Annotated in this window: 23 protein-coding genes; 3 read left to right on the forward strand and 20 right to left on the reverse strand. The window is 46.6% G+C overall.

Annotated features, from left to right (window positions below; genetic code table 11):
* Positions 1–31: 31 nt before the first annotated feature.
* From RIG61_07670 to RIG61_07725, 12 genes are all read right to left on the reverse strand, one after another.
* The gene (locus RIG61_07670) at positions 32–1255 is read right to left on the reverse strand and encodes a glycosyltransferase family 4 protein (GenBank protein ID MEQ9619040.1); all 1224 of its coding nucleotides are present in this window, start codon (positions 1253–1255) and stop codon (positions 32–34) included.
* On the reverse strand, positions 1252–1377 hold the full coding sequence (locus RIG61_07675; protein ID MEQ9619041.1) for a hypothetical protein: 126 nt from the start codon (positions 1375–1377) through the stop codon (positions 1252–1254). The genes RIG61_07670 and RIG61_07675 overlap by 4 nt, the downstream gene beginning before the upstream one ends.
* A 239-nt stretch (positions 1378–1616) precedes the next feature.
* Complete coding sequence (locus tag RIG61_07680; protein MEQ9619042.1) at positions 1617–1817, reverse strand: hypothetical protein; 201 nt, start codon at positions 1815–1817, stop codon at positions 1617–1619.
* A gap of 93 nt (positions 1818–1910) precedes the next feature.
* Complete coding sequence (locus tag RIG61_07685) at positions 1911–3233, reverse strand: flippase (GenBank protein MEQ9619043.1); 1323 nt, start codon at positions 3231–3233, stop codon at positions 1911–1913.
* Between the two features lie 76 nt (positions 3234–3309).
* A complete protein-coding gene (locus tag RIG61_07690; GenBank protein MEQ9619044.1) occupies positions 3310–4797 on the reverse strand; it encodes a sugar transferase in 1488 nt (495 codons plus the stop codon).
* A gap of 120 nt (positions 4798–4917) precedes the next feature.
* On the reverse strand, positions 4918–5274 hold the full coding sequence (locus RIG61_07695) for a cupin domain-containing protein (GenBank protein MEQ9619045.1): 357 nt from the start codon (positions 5272–5274) through the stop codon (positions 4918–4920).
* Positions 5275–5408: 134 nt separating this feature from the next.
* Entirely contained in the window at positions 5409–7721 is a 2313-nt protein-coding gene (locus RIG61_07700; GenBank protein ID MEQ9619046.1) for a polysaccharide biosynthesis tyrosine autokinase, read from the reverse strand.
* A gap of 26 nt (positions 7722–7747) precedes the next feature.
* Positions 7748–8758, reverse strand: a complete 1011-nt coding sequence (locus tag RIG61_07705; GenBank protein MEQ9619047.1) for a polysaccharide biosynthesis/export family protein — start codon at positions 8756–8758, stop codon at positions 7748–7750.
* A gap of 159 nt (positions 8759–8917) precedes the next feature.
* Complete coding sequence (locus RIG61_07710) at positions 8918–9499, reverse strand: UpxY family transcription antiterminator (GenBank protein MEQ9619048.1); 582 nt, start codon at positions 9497–9499, stop codon at positions 8918–8920.
* 61 nt (positions 9500–9560) lie between these two features.
* Complete coding sequence (locus tag RIG61_07715; GenBank protein MEQ9619049.1) at positions 9561–9926, reverse strand: response regulator transcription factor; 366 nt, start codon at positions 9924–9926, stop codon at positions 9561–9563.
* A gap of 339 nt (positions 9927–10265) precedes the next feature.
* The gene (locus RIG61_07720; protein ID MEQ9619050.1) at positions 10266–10898 is read right to left on the reverse strand and encodes a response regulator transcription factor; all 633 of its coding nucleotides are present in this window, start codon (positions 10896–10898) and stop codon (positions 10266–10268) included.
* On the reverse strand, positions 10891–13140 hold the full coding sequence (locus RIG61_07725) for a PAS domain S-box protein (protein MEQ9619051.1): 2250 nt from the start codon (positions 13138–13140) through the stop codon (positions 10891–10893). The genes RIG61_07720 and RIG61_07725 overlap by 8 nt, the downstream gene beginning before the upstream one ends.
* A gap of 1373 nt (positions 13141–14513) precedes the next feature.
* Here RIG61_07725 and RIG61_07730 point away from each other — a divergent pair.
* Complete coding sequence (locus RIG61_07730) at positions 14514–15710, forward strand: hypothetical protein (protein ID MEQ9619052.1); 1197 nt, start codon at positions 14514–14516, stop codon at positions 15708–15710.
* Between the two features lie 27 nt (positions 15711–15737).
* Here the strand turns inward: RIG61_07730 and RIG61_07735 are convergent, their stop codons facing one another.
* The 3 genes from RIG61_07735 to RIG61_07745 form a co-directional block, all read right to left on the reverse strand.
* Positions 15738–16229 (reverse strand): nitroreductase family deazaflavin-dependent oxidoreductase, encoded by a 492-nt coding sequence (locus RIG61_07735; GenBank protein MEQ9619053.1) that lies wholly within the window; start codon positions 16227–16229, stop codon positions 15738–15740.
* A gap of 105 nt (positions 16230–16334) precedes the next feature.
* The gene (locus RIG61_07740) at positions 16335–17207 is read right to left on the reverse strand and encodes a hypothetical protein (protein MEQ9619054.1); all 873 of its coding nucleotides are present in this window, start codon (positions 17205–17207) and stop codon (positions 16335–16337) included.
* 96 nt (positions 17208–17303) lie between these two features.
* Positions 17304–17807 carry a DoxX family membrane protein gene (locus RIG61_07745; protein ID MEQ9619055.1) on the reverse strand — a complete coding sequence of 168 codons (504 nt, stop codon included), beginning with the start codon at positions 17805–17807 and terminating at the stop codon, positions 17304–17306.
* A gap of 245 nt (positions 17808–18052) precedes the next feature.
* Between RIG61_07745 and RIG61_07750 the strand changes: the two genes are divergently transcribed.
* Both RIG61_07750 and RIG61_07755 read left to right on the forward strand, forming a co-directional pair.
* Positions 18053–18643, forward strand: coding sequence for a DUF2179 domain-containing protein (locus tag RIG61_07750; protein ID MEQ9619056.1), 591 nt, complete (start codon positions 18053–18055; stop codon positions 18641–18643).
* Between the two features lie 148 nt (positions 18644–18791).
* Positions 18792–19091 (forward strand): hypothetical protein, encoded by a 300-nt coding sequence (locus RIG61_07755; protein MEQ9619057.1) that lies wholly within the window; start codon positions 18792–18794, stop codon positions 19089–19091.
* A gap of 23 nt (positions 19092–19114) precedes the next feature.
* Here the strand turns inward: RIG61_07755 and chrA are convergent, their stop codons facing one another.
* The 5 genes from chrA to RIG61_07780 form a co-directional block, all read right to left on the reverse strand.
* Positions 19115–20263 (reverse strand): chromate efflux transporter, encoded by a 1149-nt coding sequence (chrA, locus tag RIG61_07760; protein ID MEQ9619058.1) that lies wholly within the window; start codon positions 20261–20263, stop codon positions 19115–19117.
* A 606-nt stretch (positions 20264–20869) separates the two neighbouring features.
* Positions 20870–21397 (reverse strand): inorganic diphosphatase, encoded by a 528-nt coding sequence (locus RIG61_07765; GenBank protein ID MEQ9619059.1) that lies wholly within the window; start codon positions 21395–21397, stop codon positions 20870–20872.
* Positions 21398–22123: 726 nt separating this feature from the next.
* Positions 22124–23188: a magnesium/cobalt transporter CorA gene (gene corA / locus RIG61_07770; GenBank protein ID MEQ9619060.1), complete on the reverse strand. Its 1065-nt coding sequence runs from the start codon at positions 23186–23188 to the stop codon at positions 22124–22126.
* A 52-nt stretch (positions 23189–23240) separates the two neighbouring features.
* On the reverse strand, positions 23241–24272 hold the full coding sequence (locus tag RIG61_07775; GenBank protein ID MEQ9619061.1) for a TIGR00341 family protein: 1032 nt from the start codon (positions 24270–24272) through the stop codon (positions 23241–23243).
* Complete coding sequence (locus RIG61_07780) at positions 24269–26050, reverse strand: mechanosensitive ion channel (protein ID MEQ9619062.1); 1782 nt, start codon at positions 26048–26050, stop codon at positions 24269–24271. Before RIG61_07780 ends, RIG61_07775 begins: the two co-directional genes overlap by 4 nt.
* Positions 26051–26363: the final 313 nt, after the last annotated feature.

Below are 26363 nucleotides of genomic sequence, written 5' to 3' on the forward strand. Positions count from 1 at the left end.
CATCCTCATATATGTTCATTGTGTTAACAGGTCAAATCTGCTCCTGGGTATATTCGCCGAACTCCATAGAAGCCCTGTCCCTGTAGCCCAATACGAACTCTATAACATATTTCATATAATTAGCTGCTGCTTCAGGTGTATGGAGCGACGCGATTTTTTTTGACTTCTCCCCCATGCGCTGAATAAGATCAGGATCATCGATGAATTTTCTCAAGATGTTTGACAGTACTTCCGGCTTATCATGAGCCGGATTAAATCTATAACCATTTTCTCCGTCTTTGACCATCTCCACCGATCCGGCCAGTTCAGAACACACGACCGGATTTGCAAAAGCCATAGCTTCAAGCACTACTGTGCCCCATAAGTCTTCCAATGTAGGAAATACAAATACATCGGCAAAAGCCAAATAGCTTCCCAGACTCGCGTATTCAACCCACCCAATCCAAATGACACGTTCATCTAACCCTTCTTTTTTTACCATATCTCGGAGCTCTTTTCGCATTGGGCCATCCCCGACAATAACCAATGTGTAATTATCGCACCCCTCTCTTTTTAAAATACCAAGGGCTTCTATGAGGTAGTTAAGACCCTTACGCTGGATCAGCAATCCAGCGTATAGAAATACAGGCCGCTTAATATCTCCGAGCATACTCTTGACGCTTATTTCTTTCTGAGACAGGTACTTAATATCCGATACCATATATGGACGGACGAACACAAGCTCTTTCTTCGCTTTTAGTATTTGAACAAGATACGTCTTCCCGGAATCTGAATTTGTCATTAGAGAATCGGATAGCAGAGTCATTAATTTGCGTCCAAAGAGGCGCAACCTCGACTTTCTGGCATCTACAGTAGGAGCGCTGCCGTCATAGGCTATAATTATTCGCCACCCCATAAACGGTTTAAGAAGTAAAGCAATGATTGTCCAGACAGAAAACGCATGAGTAAAAATGACTTTAGGAGAAAATTTTAATAGATGAAATATAATGTAGGGAGAAAGAATTATAATCCCCTTATCGTAATGAGATTTCTTCTTCCTCCGATATCTGAAAAACCTTGTCTTTCCAACAATTTTGAGTTTAAATTTCAAGTTACGTATGGATTGGTCCAAAGGCCCGAGACCGGTATATACAGTAGTTTCGGGAAACAGGTTAGAGAGTTTCTCGAGCACAGGAAGCCAGCAAAATCCCCTTTCCATTGATGGGATCAGCCATGCCACTTTCATCTCAGACAACAACTCCCTTTCCTTTTTCAAACCGAGATTCCTCCTTTCCTTTTAAACAGGTTTATGCACTCCGCGACTACATGTCCCTCGGACAAGAAGCCCTCATGGCTCATTACGTTTCTTATTATCTCGTCCCGTTTATTTTCGCTCAAATCAAAGAATGTCTTCACCGCTCTGGTTTCTTAAGGACGGATACTCGCGAACGGGAATCCGCGAAAAGCCGCGGCTGTTACAGATATTACTCTGTCTGAAAAACCACCGGCTAAGCTGCGGGTTAAATCCTCGTAATGACCTCCTTTATGAGCCAAGGATTTTACTAATGCCAAGTCCATACACTTGCTCAGACGAAAAATAATTAAAGAAATGGTGTTCCGGAATTGAAACCCGGGACCTATTCTCCGGCGGCGGCTTTTATCTCGAGATTTCTGACAACTAGCCCTAATGTCGTCCTTTCACATAGAGTGCATTTCCATACACCCGCCCGGGTTTCATTGTTGCTGTCATCAAGAAACTCGTTCATGACCTCGAATACAAGAAAGCCGTCACATTTCTCGCATTTATCATTCGTTCTGATTATTTTCTTCATTTTCATTGTAATGTCCGCTTTCCTTCATTCCTGATTTAACAGATTTGTTGAAGTATTGTTCGCGCCCGTGTCGGATATTACGCGCTTTTCCGTCCCGGATCAGGTTCTGGACTTTACAGTACTCGTAGGCATCTTCTCATCGGCTTCGTGATGAAAAGGGGTGAGCTTCCAGTGTGATAGAAACATGAAAGTAGAAGCCAATATAAGAGTCTGGCTTATAATCAGAGTACTGGCCATGCCGGCGATATTGAATCTGGGAATAAGTAATAGGGCGATCACAACATGTAAAGAGGCTGTGAATACGCGAATGAGAGTATAAAATCTGTCCTTGCTGAAAGGTAGCATGATCTGTATGCTCAACACATCTGAAAGGGCCGCAAGAAACGGCAACAGGGACAGAATCTGCAGGACGATTATCGAAGGTTCGTAGCCGGGTCCTAAAACTATTCTCACAATCAATGGCGCGCCTAAAAATACGGTTATAGCTGCTACAAAGCCCAGGCCGCCCATGACGAATATCAATCTTTTTCCCCAGAAAAGAACCGAGTTTTTGGACGATGAAGCCATCCGGCTAAACCTTGGATAAACTGCCTGAGCCATCGGTCTGAAGAGGCCTAGAAGGGAAAGCGCGATTTTCTCTGCCGCGCTGTAATACCCCACTGCGGTATAATTTGTCAACATACCTAAAATGAAGCTATTTCCCGAATAGTAAATGCTTTGAGCGATGTTAGACAAAAACAATGTCCATCCGTTTGATAGAACTTCAAAAATCTGCGAGAGGCTTGGAACTTTTATACGAATCTTAAGTCTTACGATTGCAAACACAACACCCGCGATTCCGGCAAATATCCACTGAAATGAAAGAAGCCCTGCGTAAATCAAATAATCATCGGGGTTTCGAATAAGAATAAAGACCCCAGCGGTAGTTACCGAACGCATCGACAAATTAATTACCGATATAGCCTTCATCCTCTCCAGTCCGAGGAAAAGCCAGTTTGGAAAGAGCAAATTACCGATTGCTATGCCGAATAAAATTAGCAACAGGAGGGAATTCTGGCTCATTTTCGGCACAAACAAGATCGTCAAAAGAAGAACAACCAGTCCAAAAGAGCACAGGATGGTTTTCGCGGACCAGACACTGCACGCGATACCACTCACTACCTCATTGCTTCTCCGCTTTACCGAAATTTCTCTTGTCGCCGTAAGATCGAAGCCGTAGTTAACAATTAATACGAAAAATGTTATCAGGCTTTGCCCGAAAGCTACCAGTCCGAATTTCTCCGGCCCTAAAACACGAACAAGATACGGAACAGTTATGAGCGGCAGAACATAATAGGAAATCTGCAGCAAGTAGAGTGATATAATGTTTTTGCCAACAGTGCTGTTTATTCCGAAGCGGATATTTTTTAAGAGATTATGCATTGGAGTCGCAGGTTACTTAAATACTTCTGTGATGTGATGCCGATACTACGTGAATTGCTCTGGAATCAATATCCGTTTATATACCGGAGCCTTTCAGCACAGTGGGAACGGTTTTCAAGAGAATTTTTATATCCAGCCATATGCTCCAGTTTTCAATGTAAAACAGGTCAAGCTCCATATTAAGTTCGAAAGAAGGATCGTTTCTAGCCTCCACCGCCCAGAGGCTCGTTATTCCGGGTTTCACATCGAGTCTCCGATAACCCTCGAGATCATAGAGTTTAAAGTCATCGAGAGGGTGAGGTCTCGGCCCGACGAGACTCATGTCCCCGTTTATAAGGTTGAACATCTGCGGAAACTCGTCCAGGCTGTATTTTCTCAGAAACTTTCCTACCTTAGTAATACGCGGATCATCCTTTATCTTGAAAAAAGGACCGCTTCTCTCATTGAGTTCCCGGAGCTCGTCCTTGAGATCGTCTGCGTTCGCCGACATCGTGCGGAACTTGTAGCAATTAAAGAATTTCCCCTTCTTGCCCACTCGCTTGGAGCAATAAATAACGGGCCCGTCCGGAGAGTCTATTTTAATTATAATGGCAACAGCTATAAGAACCGGAAGCGTAACGACAAACATAGCTAGACCGCATGCGAGATCCATCACCCTTTTAATAAAAAGACCCAGCTCCGGTATAGGCTTCCTGTATATTTCCATTATGGGCAGATCGCCGAAGAATCCGATAGACAGAGGACGACTCTGCGGGACAATACCGTCAAGGAGATCCGGTATGACCTTTATATCGGCTTTATGGCTCAATGCCTCTTTGGCAACGGTTTTTACCAGTTCTCTCTCGGAAGGTATAGTGACATACACCTCGTCAATAAACTGACTCTGTAAAATCTGGGGCACATCGCTTATCCGGCCCAGAATACCCTCACCCCGTTTAAAATCATCGACAAAACCCTTTACCTCTAACCCGAGATGATTATTATTTTGAAGTATATTAGCAAGCTTTTGTCCCACTCTTCCGGCGCCGACAATTAGAACCCTTCTCAACCCGTCGCCATTTTTTATATTTCTTTCAACCCTTTTATGTCCGACGTATCTCCATCCCGCCAGCATAAAAATATTGAGCGCCCAGCTAAAAAGCACGACGAACCTGGATACCTGCTGCTTGGACAGATACATGACCACCATCATTATGAGCGTGGCTATGGATACACTTTTGAACACCAGCAGCGCTTCATCCACCCATAACCTGTCCAAACGCATGTGATATAGCTCGTAGTTTTTGAAAAGAAGCACAATAAGCGCAATGTAGAGCACAAGGAAACCGACGTAATTAGGAAAGAATTCGTAACTCGTGAATGAAACCCAGCTATTCGTTACAAGACTTTCTACATAGAGCGCAGAGGCAAACCGTATATAGAAAACCAGAGAAGTGCTGATGAGAATAAAAAATATATCGATTAACAAATTGGCGGTATTCGACCATTGCCAATTTTCCTCGGCGCGATTATAAAACACTACTTTCGAATAACGCTCTTGTGTTTTTAAGTTAAGCAGGTTCATGATTACTCCTGACTCTGAGATCCACTCGGATTCGTAATCGTGTTTTTCCTTGTGCTCAAGGGATTATAAAACGAAGAATTCGCGAAACTCGGAAATAGACAGTGACTTCCCGGCAGCGTTTCAAACCCTGCCGTATCTGTCTTCGAGTCTCACTACGTCATCTACTTCGGGCGTAGACACCTCGAATATATCGCAATCTTCTTTCGCTATCATGCGATGCTTGGTAAAGGGCGTAATTCTTACCGATTCGCCGGGAAGCAAGGTCACTTCCTCTTTCTCTTTACCCGATTCTTCTATTTCGAGCGTCATCCGGCCGCTGTAAAGGAGTATAGTCTCGTCCTTTACTTCATGGTACTGATAGCTCAGAGACTCACCCTTTCTGACATGTAGTATCTTCCCTACGTATTTATCTGTAAGGGCCCACCATATCTCGTGGCCCCACGGTTTCGGAATCTTTTTGATCTCGTTTGTATTCACTGTTCACACTCCTTCGCTGCTGGTCTCTCCGGTTTATAGTGAAGCGCTGATTTACAAAGTACGTCCGGGAAAAATGATTTTCAATCGTTCAATATCGATCTGAATGCTACAGTAATTTGTATAGGTCTATAATCTTATGACCTTCTCTGATTTAAGGTTATTTTCTTTGACCTTTTCTTTTCATTTTCGTCCGTCATGTAATAGTAGTCATAGGAGCCCGCGTACGTGCTTCCAATATCAATTCTGTTTATGACGACACCGATAATTCTCGCTCCGACTTTCCTGAGCTCTTCCAGGCTGTTCCTGAAACCATCTCTGTGGGCAATCCCCACGCTCGCGACGAGTAGCACACTATCCACCTGTCTCGAAAGAAGACGGGTATCCGCCAGCTCCATGACCGGGATACCGTCCAGTATTACGTTATCGTAGTCTTTGACCAAACGCTCAATTAATTTTTTCATCGGCTTGGAATCGATAAGATCTGCAGGATTAGGCATTATGGGGCCTGCCGGTATTACATCCAGGCCATCGATTTCCGTATGGTAAACAATATTCTCGATATTTTCAGCACCGGTCAGATATGTGCTGAGTCCATTCCCGTTCTTAATGTTCTCCATGAAAATTTTATGAAGACTGGGCCTCCTCAAATCCGCGTCGACCAGGATTACCTTTAATCCCGACTGAACCATGGTAAGCGCCAGGTTGCAGGATATTGTGGTCTTCCCCTCGAGCGGCTGAGTGCTTGTTACGAGAAGCGACTTGGGAGCGCTCTCATTTCGCGCTGTATATAAAACGGAAGTTTTAAGCACCCTGAAGGCTTCAGATATTTTGGAGAGCGGGTTCGTGTAAACAATCTTGTCAAGAACTCCTACCTCGCTGCCGCTTGCTGCGGGTATCTTGCCCATAAACGGAATCGGGAATCTCTTTCTGATGTCTTCCTCGTCACGGATAGTTCTGTCGAAGTGCTCAAACCCGAATGCCAGCATTACGCCCGTCATTAAACCCATGATAGCCGCGATTAAAACATTAAACAGGATTTTCGGCTTATATGGATGGAGCGGGGGGAAAGCATAATCGATGACCTGCACGTTTGAAGCCCTTATCCCCGATGTTACCTCGGTTTCCTTGAGCCTCTGAAGAAGGTTCTGGTAAATAGTTTTATTCGAATTCACCTCTCCGTCCAGAACCTGGTACTGGGTTGCAAGCTCATTTAATTCCCCGGCCCGGGCTTTCTGCACATCCGCCCTCTGCCTGAGTATGTCTTCTTTTTTCTTGGCAGCCTGATAGCCTTTTTTAATACTCTGAGCGATTTCATTTAACTGGCTCTCTATTTCGTATTGAATCCTTACGACCTGCGCCCCGATCTCTTTCATCTCAGGGTAATTCGCGCCGTACCTCGCATCGAGATTATCGTACTGGGATTTAAGTCTCACGTATTCAGTTTTGAGCTGACGAATCGAAGGATCATTTATAACCTGCGGCAACAGCTCATAGTTCCCGGCTTTCGCCTCTTCGTAGATTGCTTCCTGCGCAAGTCTATCTGTTTCCGCTTTCGCCAGAGCGTCGTTTAAATCGCCGAGCTGTTTATAGGTGAGGTTGAGATCCTTGTCCAGAGAGACTATGTCCCATTTCTTGGCGAATTCGCTGAGTTCGTCCTGGGTTTTTTCAAGCTTCTCCTTTACCGTTTTCAGCTGATTGGTCAGCGAAGCAACCGCTGACTTCGTCACCCCGAGTTTCTTTTCCAATACCCATTCGATGTATTGATCCGCCAGAGTATTTACGGCCTCAGCGGAAAGCTTGGGATCGGCGCTCTCAAAACTAACGTCAACGAGCCTCGATTCCCTGTCGGGGGTAACCTTAACCCTGCCTAAAAAAGCGTTAACCAGCTTCTCCTGCTCGGTAAGCTCCTTTTGCTGTTCAATGGGGTATTCGTCTTTCCCGCCGGGCAGAATTTTCTTTATAGGAGCTGTTATTGAACTTTTTACGATTGCCAGAAGTCCGGGCTTTTTGTTAACGTCGAATTCCGGGTGAGATTTCAGATCTAATTTGTTGATTACCTCTCTTGCCAGAGACCTGCTTCTTAATAACTTGTACTGGGTCTCGTAGAACTCGTCCTGTGCCTGTGTTTTTAGTTCCATTACTTCCTGAAAACCCGTTATCTTTGGGTCTTCCGGCGCGATTTCGACTGTTGCCGCGGCTTTATATATTTTCTGCATCATGAGTGAGGCAATCCCCACTATGAAGACCGATATGAAGAGACACGCCAATACGACCTTTTTTCTCCGTTTGATAACGTTTATGTAGTCATTCAGGCTAGACGACTCTTCCAGGTACAAATCATAGTCCGATTCCTGTAGAGCGGGATGTATATCTTTTCTCCGCTCATCAACATCAACGACTTCGACTTTTGTAATCTGTCTCCCAGGTCTATTTAATTTGTCATCCATAATTTATAATCTCCCTCGCCCTCTGATCATCTGTCAGGCGGATTGTAACCTACTCCACCTATTCCGAACACGTTAAAATTGAGCCCGTAGAAAAAGCTCTTTATACCGCTGGCTCCTACAATTACGGCGTCTTTTTCGTTTAACAGCGGGTCCGATTCCTCGCCGTTCCGGATTCTCTCCAGATCGACATCCACAACCTCTTTTCTGCCGTTTCCAAGGTAGCGAATGAGCTTTACGTCCCCTTTATCCGCAACACTCATTACTCCGCCCGCCATTACTACAGCCTCGCTAAGCGTCGTCTTCCCTTCATTGATAGGATACGCGCCGGGGTTGACCACAGCGCCCTCAACAAAGACGTTTGCCGCTTCAGGGACATACACCAGGTCCCCGGGTTTAATTTCTAGATTAGCTTCGGGATTCTGACTGGAAAGAAGCTCGTCCAGATCCACAAGATAAGAATTCTTACTTCCGTCTTTTTCATTCCTCGTCACATAAACCAGTGTTCCAGCCTTATCGTTCAAGCCCTGCGCGGATGCCAGAGCATCAAGCAGCGTCCTACTGCCGATCAGCTCGTAGACCCCAGGACTGTTTACATACCCCAGCACGGAAACAACCTTGCTCTTGTGCTCTGTCACGAATATACCCACATGAGGATCATCTATATACTCGCCGTCTCTGAGCATGTTTTCTATCTTTACCTCCGCATCCCTTGCGGTGAGTCCTTCTACATAGACACTGTTCAGAAGTGGTATGGTGATTTCTCCCCTGGAGCTCACACGAGTGGTGGTGGTCAATCTGTCAGACTCAAATACCCTTATCTCGAGAAGGTCTGCGGGTCCTATCAGATATCCTGCGGGCGTGGCCGTGTTCGCAGGAATAGATTGTGAAATAAGCCGGGAATTAATATTTTCGACTTCTTGAGGAGCCTGGTAGTCCTGCCGGGACGTCTGAGGCGTGTTTACTGTCCGGCCGCCCCCCCCGCATCCGGCAATCGCGGCCGCCAGGAAAAGAATAAAGAATGATATTTTATTATTCATAATAACCTCCTGAATAAATTAAAAGGAAAGTCATTACACATATACTTATTGTTATCCGATTGAGTAATCCTTATCCCTATGATTGACACAGCTTCGCCACCTCGCTTACATAAAACAAGCTATAAAATCACACTTGTTCCCACCCGGAGTTATAGCTTTTCATACAAGCTCTATATCAGCCGGATCCACTTTTACGGCAACAGAACGCTTAATGATATCTATCGATACAATGAGCCTGTTCTGTCCCTTCCTTTCGACGATCTTTCCGCTTACACCACTGAGCGGCCCGTTAACTACCACAACCTCTTTCCCTTTTACCAAATATTTATACGGATCGTATTCGACATTCGTGTCCACGAGACACCTTATCGAATCTATCTGATGAGCGGACACTCTCTCATAGCTTCCGTTCGAGCTAAGGATTCTTACGACACCTCTAGTATTCAAAATATTCAGTACGCTCTGCGCGTCCTTCTCGAATATCCGTACGAATATATATCCGGGGAAAAGCGGAAGCTGTAGCTTTTTTCTTCTGTCTTTCCATTGAGTCATAACTTCCCTCAAAGGCAAAAATGTCTCGATCTTCTTGCTCGACAGCAGGGAGTCGACGGTCTTTTCGTGTCTCACGATTGTGTAAACCGCATACCACGATCTAGCGGCCGACGCGCCCGAAACTTCGCCCGGATATACCATATCCTCATTTTGAGACGCTAGATTTCTTGTATCCGCCATTGTGCTCATCTAATCCCTCGTGTCCTTTTGAGCCCCGTTTGTTTCAATCCGTGTCTGAACTCATAACTAATCATGGCTCTTTCACCATATTTCTTATTATTTCAGTTATCTCATCAAATTCAGTGGACTTGTCAAGAAAAAAATCCGCCCCTTCTTCCATGCATTTTTTTCTGTATTGAGAGTAGGGAAAGTTAGTCAGCATGATTACCTTGGGAGCGTTCCGCTCTCTTTTAATCTGTTTCAGAACTTCTATCCCGTTTTCTCCTCTCATACGTATGTCCAGTATTAATACTTCGTGTCTGTCCGTCTGATAACGTGAAATTGCCATCTCCGCATTTTCAGCCTCCGCGACGGTTTCCACTCCCTTTATTGTAGAAAGTAAATTTACTAACCTGTCACGAATTATCCTCGAATCGTCAACCACTAATACCTTCATTTGCTCCCGTTTCCCAGACACGTGAAAAAAGCATAATAGAACTGCGTTCATTTGAAAATCAGACGACGTCTACAATTTTTATAGGGGAATCGGTAATTATTTTGTAAGGGTTTGTCCTACAAACAGGCCAATTCTTAATCAGCAATTATCATTTTAGAAGATATGGCCGTTTTTATAGTATTGTGGAATAATGCAAAGAAGAGGCCCCGCCCCGAGAGGCTAGGGAAGGAAAAAGAGCAGGATTGTATTGTTGGGTGAATACAACACTGGGGTTTAAAATTGGAGGACGGACTTTCAGCCCGCCCCGGTCATAAAGGTCATAAAGGTCATAAAAAGATATCAGGTAATCAAATTGTTCTTTATGCTATAACTTGTCAATTCTGCGTTTGTCTTCATATTCATTTTTTTCATGATACGCGCCCGGTATGTGCTTACGGTTTTTTCGCTTAAATACAATTTATTTGAGATTTCCTTCACTGTTTTTCCCGAGGCTATCATGCACATAACCTGAAATTCACGGTTGGACAGAGCTTCATCAGGAGAACCGTTAGATTCGCTAACCAGCCCGAAAGCCAGTTTTTCAGCGAGAGAAGAGCTTACATATCTGCCTCCCGAAACAACCTTCCTCACAGCTTTTACCAGCTCCTCCGGCGCGCTGTCCTTGTTAATGTATCCACAAGCGCCTTCCTTTAGAACCCTTACGGCGTATAAATCCTCCGAATGCATGCTTATGACCAGCACGCTGATTTCCGGACACTCGTTTTTCAATTGACGCAGTACTTCGAGCCCGTTCCGGTCAGGCAGCGATATGTCGAGCAGCACAATGTCGAAATCCGTACTATGAACGAGCTCCAGGGCTTCACGGGCCGTTCTGGCCTCGTTGTGTACGGAGATATCGGGCTCCTTCTGCAGAATCATTTTCAAACCCAGTCTAACCACCGGATGATCGTCTGCAATCAGAACTCTAATCATTTGTGCACCTCCCTTTGGGAACACCAACCAATACCGCGGTTCCCTTTTTAGGTTTTCCTGTAATGTTTATAGTACCTCCGAAAATCAAGGCGCGTTCCTTCATACCGAGCAATCCCAGAGACTGCGGAGCGGTAATAGATTCCTCTAAGATCCCGACTCCGTTATCTTCAACCTTAAGCAGGTACTTGTCGCTTTGCTCTTTCAGACTCACGTTTACAATCGTAGCCTCGGAATGTTGCGCGACGTTTGTCAGTATCTCCTGAAACATGCGGAACAGCGCCGTAGAAACTTCCCGGTTAAGCGGTATATGCTGGACTTCAGAGTTAAACCGGCACTCTATACCGGTCAGCTTCTCAAAATCCTGCGCCTGCCATTCGATCGCGGCAACGGTTCCCAGATCATCGAGGACTCCGGGCCTCAGTTCCATCGCTATTCGGCGAACCGACTGAATATTAGAATCCACCAGAGCCGACATCCTCTTGATTCTTTCATTTATTTCCCCTAATTGGGATTCGTAATCGTTTTCGTCCAACTGCTTGCTTAGCAGGCCGAGGTCTATCTTTAACCCTGTAAGAGACTGACCCAATTCATCGTGAACCTCGCGCGATATTTTGGTCCTCTCTTCTTCGCGTACGGATTCCAGGTGTTTCGTCAGCGCGCGCAATTGTTTATAAGAGTTCTTAAGCTCGTATTCTTTAATTCTTCTCTCTTTTATTTCCTTACGCAGTGATTCGTTGGCGTTTGTCAATTCATTGGTTCTTTTGCCGATCTCCTTTTCCAAATTCATATTTATTTCTTTTAACTTGTCTTCGGCAACCTTCCGCTCTGTTATATCTTCGACTGTCCCCTCATAAAAAAGGATTTTCCCGTCATTGGTTTTTATCACCGTAATATTTTCCAGGACATATATCTCCGTCGCGTCCCGTTTATTCCATACGGATTCCATGCCCTTGATCTCCCCGTCCCTATCCAGAATGTTCTTGACCTTCCTCCAGGCAGTATCGGATCTGAAATGCTGGTTTTCAATCTCATGTACGGCAAATTCCTCCATAGACGAATAACCCAGCATAGCGATGAACGCCGGATTTGCATCAAGTATCTGTCCGTAGGGAGTAATTCTGTATACACCTGTAGGCACATTCTCAAACAGGGTCCTGAATCTCTCTTCACTCTTTCTCAGCTTTTCCGCCTTTCGAGCGTTGTTAATAGCGGTTTCTATTTGCCTTGAGATTAGCTCAAGCAGCACCAGCTCGTCTTCATAAAATATATCTTTCTGGGTTGAACTGATATTTATCACACCCAGTACGCTATTTCTGGAATGAATGGGCATTGATAAATAGCTCTTGACTCCGATTTCCCTTCCGACTCTTCCGACAACAGAATCCCGGTCGACATCTGCACAGTATATGAGCTTTTCATCGATTATGGTTTTCCAGGTATAGTCTTTCGGGTAGGGAATCACTTTTATTCTATCTACAAACGTATCCGGGTACCCCCTGTAGGATTTAATAACAGCATTCTCACCGTCGATTATGTGTATTGAAACATTCTCCGCCCCAGCCACATTTCTATGAATCGCATCCACGGCATTATCGAATACTTCCTGTAAATCGATCGAACTGTGCACATCCTGAGTAATGGTTCTTATTATGTTTTCATATCTACTTTTCTTGCTCAGCTTTCTCAGGCTGAACTTAAGCGATTCCTGCACCTTGATGAGATCCGTAAGATCCCGGGACCGGACCGTTATACCGATTCCGCCGTCCGGATTAAGAACAGGGGTTACCACGCTTTCAAGCCAGCAATAATCTCCGTTCTTCTGCTTGAATCTGTAGGTGATCGGGTCATTTGCGGACAGGGTTCTGAATGTTTTAGAAAATTTTTCCAGAAACGGGGCAACCTTCTCTTTTTTTATGAGGTTAAAAACATTGTCCATTTCAAATTCGTTATATTCTATATCCAGTATGTTTGAAAAAACCTCAAGAGATTTACCAAACTCGGTATTTATATATTCGCTTTCGTCCGGATGAACATGCTGCAAGAAGTTCTTACCCCGCAACTCATCCGCCTCGTAGTCGAGAACATTCCTAATTTTGGGGTCAAAGTATACAAATTCGTATCTGGCATTTATTTCGAACACCAGATTAAGCTTCTTCAGATTGCGCTTATTCGGATTGTGAATACGATCCGATGCTCGCTCGCCTTCAGGAGTTATTTTCATAGCTTCGGTGCTTATATTCATTTTGTATATTCAATACGACCGTCTGATATATTCTATATATTAATGAATGCAACCTACGTGCCAGAATACGAACGCGGGGTACTTATTAAATCTTTGTGCTATGTTGCGGATTAAATAAGAACACTGAGATTGTTTTAATTTATATGATTGTATAAAACGGTACAGTAAGAACTGTATAGAATTTAAACAACGTATCATAGGAACTATATTATAAATATTCTTCATTATAAATATTCTTCGCCGTGAATATTTTTCTGAAACCCGGCGCTTAATACCAATACAGCTATTTAGCAAACCTATTTCTAAGACTACTTGAATATTATGCCTGTCTCGCTACCGTAATTGATGATTTTTTCATTCACCCGATTATTTTTAATCTTGCTGTCACGCAAACATAAATTCCCCGGGGCAGCTGTGAGAATAATTCAATCAATCCGATAGATACAAATACTTTTTTAAACTTGAATGTAATCTTTTCCCAAGAGAGCGAAGTAAGACCAGGGTTAGAGCTATCACACTCTGCTGCGCGATAGACTCCGTATCTGAAGTTTTGTTCGGTTTCGGTAGTCACTCCCGAACCGTTTGTGAAATAAAACAACAGTTGCCTCTTCTATAACAAAGATTTGTTAGAACTAAATAAAAGTAAAGATTAATATAACCCCATTAATAGACTATGATAATCAAGGAAATGTGTAAATACTACTTTGGTAGTTTTCTTGATAAACCTAGGAGCTATCAATCTTTAGCGACCCCATACTAAAGTCTTAATACGTTAGTATAATCACATATGCGCAAAATGATAGTACCTATAAAGTAGTTTCTGAAATAATTACCCGGAATCTCATGGACGGCAAATATTAATGAGACACAATTAACGTAAATTCTAAATGCCCGTCATGCACGTGTTCAGTGTAGCAGGTCACGGGATTTCACACCCGACTGAGGACTGGGAAGTTTCACTAACGGACTTATATTTTACCCGAGAATCGCGCCATTATATAATTGCGGAGAGTTCACGCGCTTAATTCAACAAATATCGAAGAAGGGAGAACCCTGATTGAGCGCTTGAATACGCCGTTGCCCCCGCTCCTTAAGAGCTCGCTTGTAACTACTTGGGAGTGACTCGGCACCCGGTCTGTGTAACAATTTACATACCCGGCGTTACCCCGAGCCCCCGCTCGCCGCCCGGCCCTGGCGGAACCGCGCATCAAAGCGGATACATGATTCCGTACGCGCTATATAAATACAGTTGACGTCACTTATCACTAAATTTACCGTCTCGAAAACATCCCTCATTCTGGTATGATGTTATATGTACGACGAGGGCAGTCGCGCACCCTGCTCTGAGAAAATATCACAACGAGGAGCGAGTTATGAGTATCGAAGAAACAATAATCAAGCTGAGCGGATACCCGAACGATGAATATCCGATCACGTCCCTCTACCTTAAGCTCGGCCCGCGTGAGAGGGAAAATTTCATATACACGATCAAGCTTAAAAACATGATAAAGAATCTGAGGGAAGACCAGGAAAGCAGGAGCCTGTCGAAAGAAGCGGCCGAATCGGTCGAGAAAGATATAGCAAAGATAACCGGTTTCATTGACGACCCCGACAATTTAACCGAGTGCAGGGGCATCGCCGTTTTCTCCTGCTCCGAAAAAGGGCTGTGGGAGGTTCTCAAGCTCCCGTACGTATACCGAAATCAGCTCGTAGCGGACCGATCCGCTGTCATCGGTCAGCTAATAAAGGTCGAGGACGAATACACTCACATAGTAACCGTTCTCGTGGACAGGAAAAAAGCCAGGATATTCAAGCTCGACAGCAGCGGCGTGAGCGAAATACTCGATTATTTTTACCCTGCGGCTTCCCGGACTACGAAGTTCCACAGCCCGGAAAGTCAGTTTAAAAAGATGTCCCCAAGTGCTTCGGGCTACGCAAACGTAGCGCAGGGTTTCGGAGAATACGGCTTTAACCGGACGATAGAGAACGAGATACACCAACACTATAAATACATTGCCGAAAAGGTTCTCGATTACTACAGGGAAATGAAATTTCACTGGCTGATTCTCGGGGGAACGGACGAGAATATCTCCGAGTTTTCCCATCATCTTCACTCGAGCCTGGAGGACAAGCTCGCGGGCGCCATATCAACGGATATGGATAGAGTAAAGCCTTCACAGGTTGCGGAAGAGACCCTTGACGCGGTAGAGGCGGCCATAGCGGACAGGCAGGAGAAGCTCATCCAGGAGTTCAGCGAGAAACTCTCAAACGGTTATGCGCTCGACGGGATCAAATCCTCATGGAACGCGCTCCTTAACGGCCAGGTTCGCGTACTACTCGTCGCCGAAGGTTTCAGTCAGCCCGGTTTCATATGCCCGGAGTCGGGACAAATCTCAATTGACGGCAAAGACGGATGCCCTGAGAATAAAGAGGCGCTTCCCGTCCAGGATCTGGTGGACCGCGCGATCGAAGGAGCTTTCGGTCAGGGCGGTGAGGTCGAAATAGTTTCCGGCGACGAGCTGAAAAAGCAGATTCAGGGAGTAGGCGCCATACTGAGATTTACGGTTTAAGGACGTTTTCCTTTGCTTTAAAAGGCATTATCGGCTAGGTACAAGCTCTATGACTGGCATACTCTCGGCCAACCTTATTGCGCTTTGCTCCGAGACTTCGAGCCTTTCTCCGAAAAATTTTTCGGTAAGAATACCGAACGCCCGGGGATAGCGCCGTGAGTAATCGTAGAGCACGGAAGCCGCACGCTCACGCGAAAGCTCCCTTGCGTCGGCCCGGAACTTTCGGTTCTTTACCTGCATTTCCACACAAGGCGTATTCAATATATTGAGGTACCAGTTCGACTTCCGCCCCCAACCCGAAACGACGTAGCAAGCGCCCGTCTCACTATCGTGCTTCACGACCTCGAGCACGGTTTCCCTTCTTAGTCCGCTCACCCTTCCCGTATGCGTGAGTTTCAGAAACCTTTCCCCAAAGAGCGGCCCCAACCCGGCTTTATATAGGAGCAGGGGAAACCTGAAAAAGAGCCTTTTAAATCCTGTCGGCGGCCCTTTGCTGAATAAAGTTTCTTTTTCGCTCATGATCTTCTATTCCGGAGAATAGAGGGGGCGGGCTCAACCCGCCTCGCTGTATAAATTCCTCTCTCGTTTCTCCTCAGAAAGTTTAAAAGAAATTGGATCTGCATATTAGAAGGGAAACCCGAAGTTTACGGTAAACGCGTCAAGGTCCCCGAACCTGTATCCGATCCCTATTCTGGGGTTCGATATGAACCCTATTTTAAGCGGAGTATCCGAGCCCAGAGTACAGGCGATCTCGTACTGATTCTCCACCTCAAGCGGGTCGCTAAGGAACCTGTCGAATTCCGCCTCGGGGAAAAAATGGTACCAGTTAAAAAACACGCTCACGTCCGGCTCGTATCCCTTTACCCTGAATCCGAGACGATGCCTTACGTCCAGACCGTTCTCAAGCACGCCGTAGGACTCTTTATTTTCATTATCGAACGTAGCGTTTCCGGCCCACGCGATTTTGTTTCCGACGCTGAAGGTAAACCTTTCCCAGAATATCTCGTAGAGGCTCGTGATTCCTATGGTATACAGATATACCGCGGAGTCGTCCACCTGAAGCCCCCTCGGCCTTGCCTTGTTGTATATTTGCCATGCCAGTCCTACATTCGCGAACGGCTTTATATACCAGTTATCCACGGCTTCGTACTCAAGCTCAAGGCCCGGTATATAGGCCATTACGTCCTGGTCCACCTTGAGTTTCGTGTCGTCTTCAAGCCTCCGTCTGAAACGGAAGCGCCCGTAGTACACGGGGGAGTTAACTTTAAGATTGAGCCTCTGGTTTCCCATGAAGTCTCTGAATGTATAGGCGATTGGAAGACCGTAGACCTGCACATCGAGCCCGCCTACGTCGTAGGACCCGAATCCGAGCTCAAAAGCGTAGATGAAATTCACTTCGACGCTGGTGTTTTCCTGGGACAGAGCCTGAAGCGAGGGAAAAGTGAGAAGTAGAACAAAAGCCGTCATAGGAAGCGCGAGGTTTTTCACAGGCAGCAATTTATAATGTTTTCAGGGCTAAATCAAGGTCATAATTTCCCGATACTAATGCGCGGCGACCGTGTCAGAAAGTCGCTCAAGCCCCGGAGCGGGGTACTATCTTCTTCCGAACGGATACCAGCTTCGGTAGAGCCAATCCTTTACTTTCTTCCCGTCGCCCTTCCCGGGCGCTATATAGACCAGAAGCGTAATGTAGAAGAACTGTATGAATATCCTGAAATACATCTCCGTCGGCGGTTTGCCCGCAACCGGCAGATTATGTATAGAGGCGTAAATGTTTGCGGGCAGAACGGCCAGAAGAAAAAGAATCAGATAATAGCACGCGTACATCAAGTGCTTCCCCCAAAAGAGCCATAGCGCCCCCGCGATTTCCATTACACCCGTCAGATAGACCGTAAATTCGCTCCGGAGAAAATCAAACGGTATCATCCTTACAAAATCCGCTTTGAGCGACGTGAAGTGGGACACGCCCGTAAATACGAACATCACCGCAAACCCGTAACGCACGCACTCATTTATGCGCGAGAGCCTTCTCACTCCGAAGAGCCCGGCCAGCCTCAAAACAACGACGGATACGATTAAAACATAAAGTGAGTACACGAATAAAATTTCCCCTTTCGATAGGGTGTACGACAAAACACGGTTACTGGTTGAAATTATATGCCGCATTAATCAAAACATATAGAGGCAAAGCAATAAAGCCCATCTAATCCCCGGCGATCATTATATTTATCGACACTTGTCCAAATCCGAAATACCCGCCGATATTCAGGTATTATATAGCGATGGAAACGTTTTCTTCTACTATTTAAAATTAGCTCGCCAAGCCCGCTTCGGAGGTTAAATTGGAAGAAATTCTTATCTTTGAATCCAACATATTCAACGTGATTTTAGTATCGCTGCTGGTTTTCACAGCGAGAACACTCGATGTATCAATAGGGACTGTAAGAATAATTTTTGTATCGCGCGGCAGAAAGCTCCCCGCGGCGCTGTGCGGTTTTTTTGAAACACTGATCTGGCTCTTCGCGGTGGGCCAGATACTCCAGAACCTTACTAACCCTCTCTATTATATAGCTTTTGGGGCGGGTTTTGCCACGGGAACATATATGGGAATTCTGCTCGAAGAAAAACTCGCGATGGGGATGTTGATAGTCAGAATTATCACCAAGAGAGAAGCGACAATGACGCTTCATAATCTCAGGGAATCGGGCTTCGGCGTGACCAGTCTGAAAGCCGAGGGAAAAGACGGTCCGGTAAACATTTTCTATACGGTCGTCAAAAGGGCCGATCTCGAGCAAGTGCTTGGCATAATCAAAAAATTCAACGACAAAGCTTTCTATACAATAGAAGACGTCAGGTTCATGAGCGAGCCTATTAAACCCCCGCCTCTTTTCTTAGCAAGAGAGCATTATCTGGGGCTGCGAAAGGGGAAATAGTCTTGCGTACATTATGTGCCGTCCTGCGGAGCCATAGCTCCATATCTCCGTGTGCTACGGAATCAAATACGCCCTGTATGAGAAACCTCTCCGCTACCGGCATCCAACCCCACGTATTAAGCATCAAAATAAGTGGGAGGATATTTTGATGCCGGGTTATACCGAGCCTAGTCTGAAAGAGCTGTCGGCTCTGTTCTTTATCGCTTTCGGAACCGCGGTTGTCTTCTACGACTTGAGTACGATTGTTCGGGGACTGAAAGCAAAAAAGACTGCCGGCGGGCTAACCGTAAAGGGCATAAGGGTGCTTACCACTCTCGTTGGGATTATTTTATTAGTGGCTGCCGGTATCTACGGGAACGATACTTTATTGCTATTCGGTCTCGTATTGGGAATCGAGGAGCTTTACGAGACTTCACTCGTTTTATACCTGCTGAAGAATGCGAGATGACACATGCCCGTATTATCCTAATATTAGAGCAATCCCGACAGTAATCCAGCAATCCCCCCTCCCAGCACGAGCCATGTGGAATTTACCCTGAGAAAGAAAATAGCCCCCGCGGCAAGAAGCCCGATCAATACAGTAAGCGGGTCGACAAAAGACACTCTGCCCAGCTCGAATGTCACCGCGGCCATAAGTCCCAGCGACGCCGCGTTCACTCCGTCGAGCATGCCTCCCGCCCACGGGGACTTTCTAATGCGGGGTATCATGGGGTTACTGATAGCAACGAATATGAAAGACGGGATAAAAATGCCGAGGGTCGCGACTGCCGCCTCTGGAAGCCCCGCCAGGATGAAGCCGATTGAGGTCGCGGTCGTGAACACAGGACCGGGAGTAACCTGACCAATAGACACCGCGTCAATCAACTGCTGGGTTGTGAGCCATCCGAGCCTGTTTACAAGGTCTGATTCGAGAAACGCCAGAAGCACATAACCGCTTCCGTAAAGCACCGAGCCTATTTTAAGGAATATCAGGAACAATGAAGTAAGGCTAAGCTCCTTCGCTTGTACCGAGGCCGCGTCAATTCCCGAAAGCGTTATCAGAAAACCCGTAACATGGTGACCCCCCAGCCCGCCGATGTTCTTCCCGGCCATGACGATAAGCCCGCCTGCAACAAGCAGCAGAATCTCGTTAACGCCGAGGAAGTATCCGGCGATTACGCCTATTCCCACAATGGAGGTGAGCACCCCTGTGACCACCCTCCTTCCGAGCATGTAGAGCGCCTGCAGTATTATCGCAATCATCACGGGCTTTATCCCGTAGAAAAGCAGCTCCCCCTCCGCTGTGGTTCCGTACTCCACATATAACCATGTGAGCGCCGTTACGATCAGCGCCGCCGGGAGTATGAAGCACACTCCGGCGAGAACGAGGCCCCGCCACCCGCCGTGCATGAACCCCAGATGTATCGCCATCTCCGTAGAGTTCGGGCCGGGTATCAGGTTCGTTGCGCCGATCAGGTCCAGAAACTGCTGCTCGCCGAGCCACTTCCTCCGCACGACCGCCTCGTCGTGCATCATCGCTATGTGCGCAGCAGGCCCCCCGAACGCGGTAACGCCCAGCCTCAGAAACAGAGCGGCCAGCTCTCTCAGATTCCCCCTTCCCTTCTTTACTTCTCCGCTCAATTCTCTTCCCTCTTATACAGAAACTTCAAACAAAACCCTCCGTCTGACATCAACACGATGCAATGCACTCATTATATATAAAGAATGTTAAATTTGGATGTACAAGGACAGTTAAATCTCAATCTACCGTTCGTATATTAATCGGCTTAAGCCAATATTCAGAGTGGATTTCTCTTCCGTCATACTGAATTGCGATTGTGGACAAGTTAGTAATCGGCCTATTGGTTAAATGCAACTAAGTAAGTGTTCCTAACTATATGCGCATTAATACATTCTCATTTTGTAACCAGCTCATCCTGAGCCCGGTCGAAGGATGTCTTCTTTTCATCTTTTGCTTTCCCGACATTACAGAACGATTTTGATCAAGTGAGAAATCGGACGCCCTTGCCTACCGGGGTGGAATTAAATCATTTCAGTAAGACAATTTATTTTTAGCTATCTTTTCGTCAAATCACACTACGTATGTGATTTTTGCTTCTTTTCATCAAGGAAAAGAAGAAACATTGCCTTATCATACTCTTCACAATGCACCAAAGCGTCCGCATCAATCTGCGGTTCAAACCCGCTCGTCCTGAGCGCACACGAAGTGTGCAGTCGAAGGACGAATCAGCCTCCCCCCCTCTTCTTCCTCTTTTCCTTATACCTCGCATACGATTCCTCAATCACTTTTAAAGCTGACTCTTTCTTCTTCCATCCCTCAACCACGACGTCCTTCTTCTCGAGTGTCTTGTAGGAAGCGAAAAAATGCTCTATTTCGCTCAGCAGATGGGGAGGAATCTCGGTCAGCTTCTCTATGTGGTTCCAGTGCGGGTCAGCGACCGGTACGCAGAGTATCTTCTCATCAGGGCCCTTCTCGTCACTCATCATGAACATCCCGACAGGCTTGGACTCGATAATGCATCCGGGGAATGTGGGCTCCCAGAGGAGCACCAGGGCGTCCAGCGGGTCGCCGTCGAGCGCGAGAGTGTCCTCGATGAACCCGTAATCGCTCGGATAATGCACAGAGGAAAAGAGCATCCTGTCAAACTTTATCCGCTTCTTCGCCTTGTCGTACTCGTACTTGTTTCTCGACCCCTTCGTTATCTCGACCATTACGCTCACGGTCTCAGCAACTTTGTGTTTACCTTTAGTCATAGTGTGCTAATCACTCCTGATTCTTTAGTGAAAACGAAGAACATTATACAATGATTTATAACAGCTGAGGAATTCATAATTCTGTTATTCTGAACTACGATTTCGGAACAATTGCGAGCGAAGAGTATTAAGCGAGCATGCCAATCTCAGGATAAAAATAGAGATTGCTTCGTCACTTCGTTCCTCGCAATGACGCTTTTCTCTCGCTTTTCTTTTCCAGACATTCACAAACGATTTCGAGCTAGCAACGATTGCAAACGAGTGCGCAATCGGTCCCCTTAGAACGAAGGTAAAAATGTTAATAGTGCCGTAAAACTGCTGATTAAATCAAATAAACAGTCGCTCTCTCCTAAAAGTTAGGACGTAACTTCTTGGTTCCTATATTTCATATTGCCAAATTGACATTAAGCAAATAGATTACTAAAACACGAAAAATCCTTTTGGAACCGCAGCCCGCCTTTCGTCTTGTTCTTTCCGACATTCACAGAATTGGCATTAAAAAATAGTTTATTAAGGCATAAAGAATCTTTTCGGGGCCGCGGTGGGTTTAAAAGATTTTAGCCGCTATAATCTATTTTTAGCCATCTTTTCAGAAATCACACTATGTGTGTGCAGCCGGTGATTTTTGCTTCTTTTTATCAAGAAAAAGAAGAAAGTTGTGTCTTATTTTTGTCATTTGCAAAGCTCTGCAAGAGCCGCGCAATCTCTCCACTCAAAAGCCGCACACTAAAGCCACTTCTTTCTCTTGAAATACATGATCATCACCACCGCCACGATCGCCATCATGCTTATGGCAAGCGGATACCCCCAGGCGTAATGCAGCTCCGGCATGTTCTCGAAGTTCATCCCGTATATTCCCGCGATGAAGGTAAGCGGGATGAATATAGACGCCATGATGGTCAGTATCTTCATGACCTCGTTCATCTTGTTGCTTGTTATCGTGAGGTAGGTATTCAGCATCTCCGATGTCATATCCCTGTACGACTCGAGCGTGTCGGCAATCTGGATCGTATGGCTGTAAAGGTCTTTTATATATATCTTCGTCGAGGGATCGATTAGAGGCGATTCCGAGCTATGGAGATTAAGCACCATTTCCCTGAGCGGCAGTATATATTTCCTCAGCAGTACCATCTCTCTCTTGAGCCCGTATATCTTTTTAAGCGTTTCCTGGCTCGGGTTGTTCATAAGCTCGTCTTCGAGAGCCTCGATTGACTCACCTATCTCCTCGAGCACGATAAAGTAATTATCGACCACCGCGTCCACAAGCGCGTAAGTCAAATAATCCGCTCCCACTCTCCTGATGCGCCCGACCGAATTCCTGAGCCTGTTTCTCACGGGCTCAAACGTGTCCCCCACCCTCTCCTGAAAGGATATGACCGTCCCCTTTGTCAGGACAAAACTCACCTGCTCGGCTGTAATATGATTCCTGCCCGGCTCGATATAGAGCATCTTAAGCACTATATAGATATAATTTTCATAGTCATCAATCCCCGGCCGTATGTCAGTGTTCAGCACGTCTTCCAGCACGAGCCTGTGTATACCGAAGTGTTTTCCGAGCTTCTTTATAAGCTCGGTGTCGTGCAGCCCGTCGATATTTATCCAGCTTACGGTGGATTTGTCCCTGTAGGCCAGACATTCCTCGATGCTCTCGAACTCCTTCTCCTCGAGCGTATTCCTGTCGAAGTCTATGACCCTTATCCTGACCTTGTCGATCTTCTTCTCGCCTACGTGAATCAGAGCGCCCGGCTGGAGGCCCCTTTTTATGGAAGCTTTTTTAATCTTTTCCGTCATGATCAATCTGCGGCCCCGGCAAATTTCATGCGGGCCGTCCCTCCCGTTTATTTTAATACATTATGTACTTACGGAACAAGAGTATGGTCAGTGCGAGCAGTAAGAGCAGTATGGTCCATATTATAATCGCGGTCCCGGTCGCTTTCTTCGCCTTTTCCGCCTCCCACCAGGAGAGCGGACGCACGCCCTGTATAAAGAAAGTGCTTACCGCCGCCAGGTTTACACAGATAACATTAACCAGAAGCAACTGCGTCGCGCCCGCGGCGAGTGTAAGATGACCGGAGCCCAGTAGCATACCGACACTGGCCGTCGGAGGCAGAAGAGCAACCGCTACCATTACGCCTATGAGCGCGCTCGGAAGCCCCTTGGTAAAAGAAAGCGTCCCGGCCACACCCGAAGCAAGCGCGAGAGCTATGTCCCCGAATCCTACTTCGGTCCTCGAGGCGAGCTCCCCAATGGCGGGGTCCACCGGAAAAACTGCGCCGATTGCTACGGCGAAAACAAGCGCCGCGGCGACCCCTGCAACGTTCGACTTGAGAGCTCTTATTATAAGGTCCGTATCCCCGAGCGTGGTGCCGAAGGCAAGGGCCATATTCGGACCCAGAAGAGGTGCGATTACCATTGCCCCTATTATTATTGCGACATTATCCTTTAATATTCCTATCGAAGCCACAACAGAGGAAAGGACCACGAGCACCATATAAACGACTGTTATATTCGCGCTTTCGTTAATATCGGCGTAAAGCTCTTCCCGGCTTATCCTCCCTATTTTTAATACAGTTTCCCCGCTATCTTGTTTGACCGGTTCCCCCTCTTTCTCACCCCTGGACTCTTCCGGACGGGGAATAGTAGCTTCGACCGGGAGCATTACAATCCTGAACCCTTCGGCATTCGAGTAACGCTTTCCAAGCGCGTCGAGTATATTCTCACAATCCTCGGCGGACGCGACTATTTTCACTACAGTGCTTTTATCCGATACTTCCTCCTCCCACACGCCTATTGCCGGAAGGTCCCCGAGCAGTTTTCTCACAGACTCCGCGCTTTCACCGGCAGGCAAGACAGACTCTATAAGACGGAGGCTCACTCCTGCTCCTCGCTGTCCTTCCTCATTTCTTTTTCTATTTCCACTTGAAGGTTGTTCTTAAACCATACATCCCTCTGCGGGAACGGTATGACGATGCCAGCTTTCTCAAGCTCGTACCATACTTTAAAATACATTTCGCTTATTAGCGGCTGCACCTTCCAGAGGTTCCTTATGTTGACCCAGAGAAGGAGGTGAAAAACAATCGCGCTGTCCGCGTACTCCGAGAACCATACCCCGGGCGCAGGACTCTTCAGTATCTGCGTATTCTCGTCCGCGACTCTGAGCAGTATTTCCTTCACCGTGTTCGGGTCAGCGCTGTAGGACACCCCAAACGGTATCCTGACCCGTATCGTAAAATCGGAGAGCGAGTAATTCACCATCTGCTGCTCAACGAACTGCGAGTTCGGTACGACGACCTCTATCCCGTCCGTCGTAGTGACCACGCTCGAGAACGTATCGATGCTGGCGACCCGGCCGTAGATAGTTTCGAGCGTGCTGCCCACCGCCCTTCCGGCGTTCCCCTCGATCTCTATGATATCCCCTATCTTGAGCCTCTTGCTGAAAAGCAGTATGAATCCGCTGATGTAGTTGTTCATTATGTTCTGAAGCCCGATACCGATACCGATTCCTAATGCGCCTGCGACCGGGAGCAGCGCGGTCCAGGTAAGCCCGAGAGACGAGAGCCCGACCATGAGCGCTATGAGGAATCCCAGATTGGCCACGAGCGACCTGAGAGAGCCAGCCTCAAGCTCTTTATTCTGCTTTATATTGAAGAAATAGATGACGTGCTTGAGTATCCCCACCAGAGACATGAGAAAGAAAAAGACAAACAGGCCGTAAACGAGCGATAGCACTGAAATCGCTACTACCTCTGTTCTTATTATGTAGACATCGGCGAGGTAACTAGCCACGTATCCGAGATTAAAAAAGGCGACCAATATCAGGAAAAGAACGTATAAAAGCGTCAGGTTGAGAAACGCGCCTATATTTCCCGCAAGTCCCGGATAAAAAGAAGCCTCCGCGTCAATTTTGGGCTTGAGATAGGTTGCTACGTATGTATTCAGAAACCCGTAAACGAGGATCGCGATGAATACGACTACCCCGCCCACAAAGAACGAAGATGCAACGGCCAGTATCTGAAACAGCCACAAAGCCGCGATAATCAGGTACACGATGGAGATGAATCCAGTAAGGTTTTCGAGTATGGATTTTGCCAGTTTCAGCCTGTCGGGTAATTTCGATATCAGGAACTTTATTCCGCTCAGAAGGAACACGTAAACGAGAAGTATCACGGACACCTTGAATGCGAGCGAGAACGCCCCGCCGATAGCCTCGTTCTTAAAATAAAGCGCGTTCAATTCGGTCAGCATCAGGAACACCACTGCCAGCAACAGCAGCAGGTAGGAGATCATGTTCCAGGGCACGAAACTGATCCGGAGCGGGACGAGAAGACTGCGTATGAAAAAATATCCCAGATAGAAGTAAGCGAGGGAGTGAAAGAATACGACGCTCGCCTCTCCTTTTAAATACGCGGAGGATGAACTCACTAGCAGGAGATAGATGAGAGGGAATACAAGTCCGACTACGAACCGCGCGTACGTCCCGACCCTCCATTCCCTGTCCCCTATAAACCGCGTTCCCTTTCGGTGCAGAATCAATACGAGAACGAGCAGCACCCCGAGAGCGGCCGCCGTAACCGCCTCGTTTCTGAAATCACCCTGTATATGCCGGAGCACAGCAAGAAAAAAATCGTCCAGCTGACTTACGAAATCGAACATAACAACACCGAAAGTAATAATGATTAAAATTTATAATAATAGCAACCTGCACGCACACACAGTGTGGCGGACGATGTCCGCCCGTGTTCGATTTCTCCCCAACTCTCCATAATATAATCAGCGGTCGCGCACACAAGGTGTGATTCTGCGATTTCTACTCAACACATCTGCTGAACCGAACATCCTCTCAAGCCGCTTCACTCCCTATATGCCAGCGGATGCCATCCTCCCGCTCGCCCTGAGTCCCATCGAAGGACGCCCACCATTTTCTCTCACCCCCTGCACACCCCAACCCTGTGCAATACAGTTCCTT

It is taken from the genome of Deltaproteobacteria bacterium, assembly GCA_040223695.1.
GTDB lineage: Bacteria > Desulfobacterota_D > UBA1144 > Nemesobacterales > UBA2774 > JAVKFU01.

Bases quoted from the DNA above. Each gene is read 5' to 3' on its own strand.
- RIG61_07680 (MEQ9619042.1), bottom strand. From the start codon at position 1,817: ATGAAAATGAAGAAAATAATCAGAACGAATGATAAATGCGAGAAATGT.
- RIG61_07685 (MEQ9619043.1), bottom strand. From the start codon at position 3,233: ATGCATAATCTCTTAAAAAATATCCGCTTCGGAATAAACAGCACTGTT.
- RIG61_07690 (MEQ9619044.1), bottom strand. From the start codon at position 4,797: ATGAACCTGCTTAACTTAAAAACACAAGAGCGTTATTCGAAAGTAGTG.
- RIG61_07700 (MEQ9619046.1), bottom strand. From the start codon at position 7,721: ATGGATGACAAATTAAATAGACCTGGGAGACAGATTACAAAAGTCGAA.
- RIG61_07705 (MEQ9619047.1), bottom strand. From the start codon at position 8,758: ATGAATAATAAAATATCATTCTTTATTCTTTTCCTGGCGGCCGCGATT.
- RIG61_07710 (MEQ9619048.1), bottom strand. From the start codon at position 9,499: ATGAGCACAATGGCGGATACAAGAAATCTAGCGTCTCAAAATGAGGAT.
- RIG61_07715 (MEQ9619049.1), bottom strand. From the start codon at position 9,926: ATGAAGGTATTAGTGGTTGACGATTCGAGGATAATTCGTGACAGGTTA.
- RIG61_07720 (MEQ9619050.1), bottom strand. From the start codon at position 10,898: ATGATTAGAGTTCTGATTGCAGACGATCATCCGGTGGTTAGACTGGGT.
- RIG61_07725 (MEQ9619051.1), bottom strand. From the start codon at position 13,140: ATGAATATAAGCACCGAAGCTATGAAAATAACTCCTGAAGGCGAGCGA.
- RIG61_07730 (MEQ9619052.1), top strand. From the start codon at position 14,514: ATGAGTATCGAAGAAACAATAATCAAGCTGAGCGGATACCCGAACGAT.
- RIG61_07735 (MEQ9619053.1), bottom strand. From the start codon at position 16,229: ATGAGCGAAAAAGAAACTTTATTCAGCAAAGGGCCGCCGACAGGATTT.
- RIG61_07755 (MEQ9619057.1), top strand. From the start codon at position 18,792: ATGCCGGGTTATACCGAGCCTAGTCTGAAAGAGCTGTCGGCTCTGTTC.
- RIG61_07765 (MEQ9619059.1), bottom strand. From the start codon at position 21,397: ATGACTAAAGGTAAACACAAAGTTGCTGAGACCGTGAGCGTAATGGTC.
- corA (MEQ9619060.1), bottom strand. From the start codon at position 23,188: ATGACGGAAAAGATTAAAAAAGCTTCCATAAAAAGGGGCCTCCAGCCG.
- RIG61_07780 (MEQ9619062.1), bottom strand. From the start codon at position 26,050: ATGTTCGATTTCGTAAGTCAGCTGGACGATTTTTTTCTTGCTGTGCTC.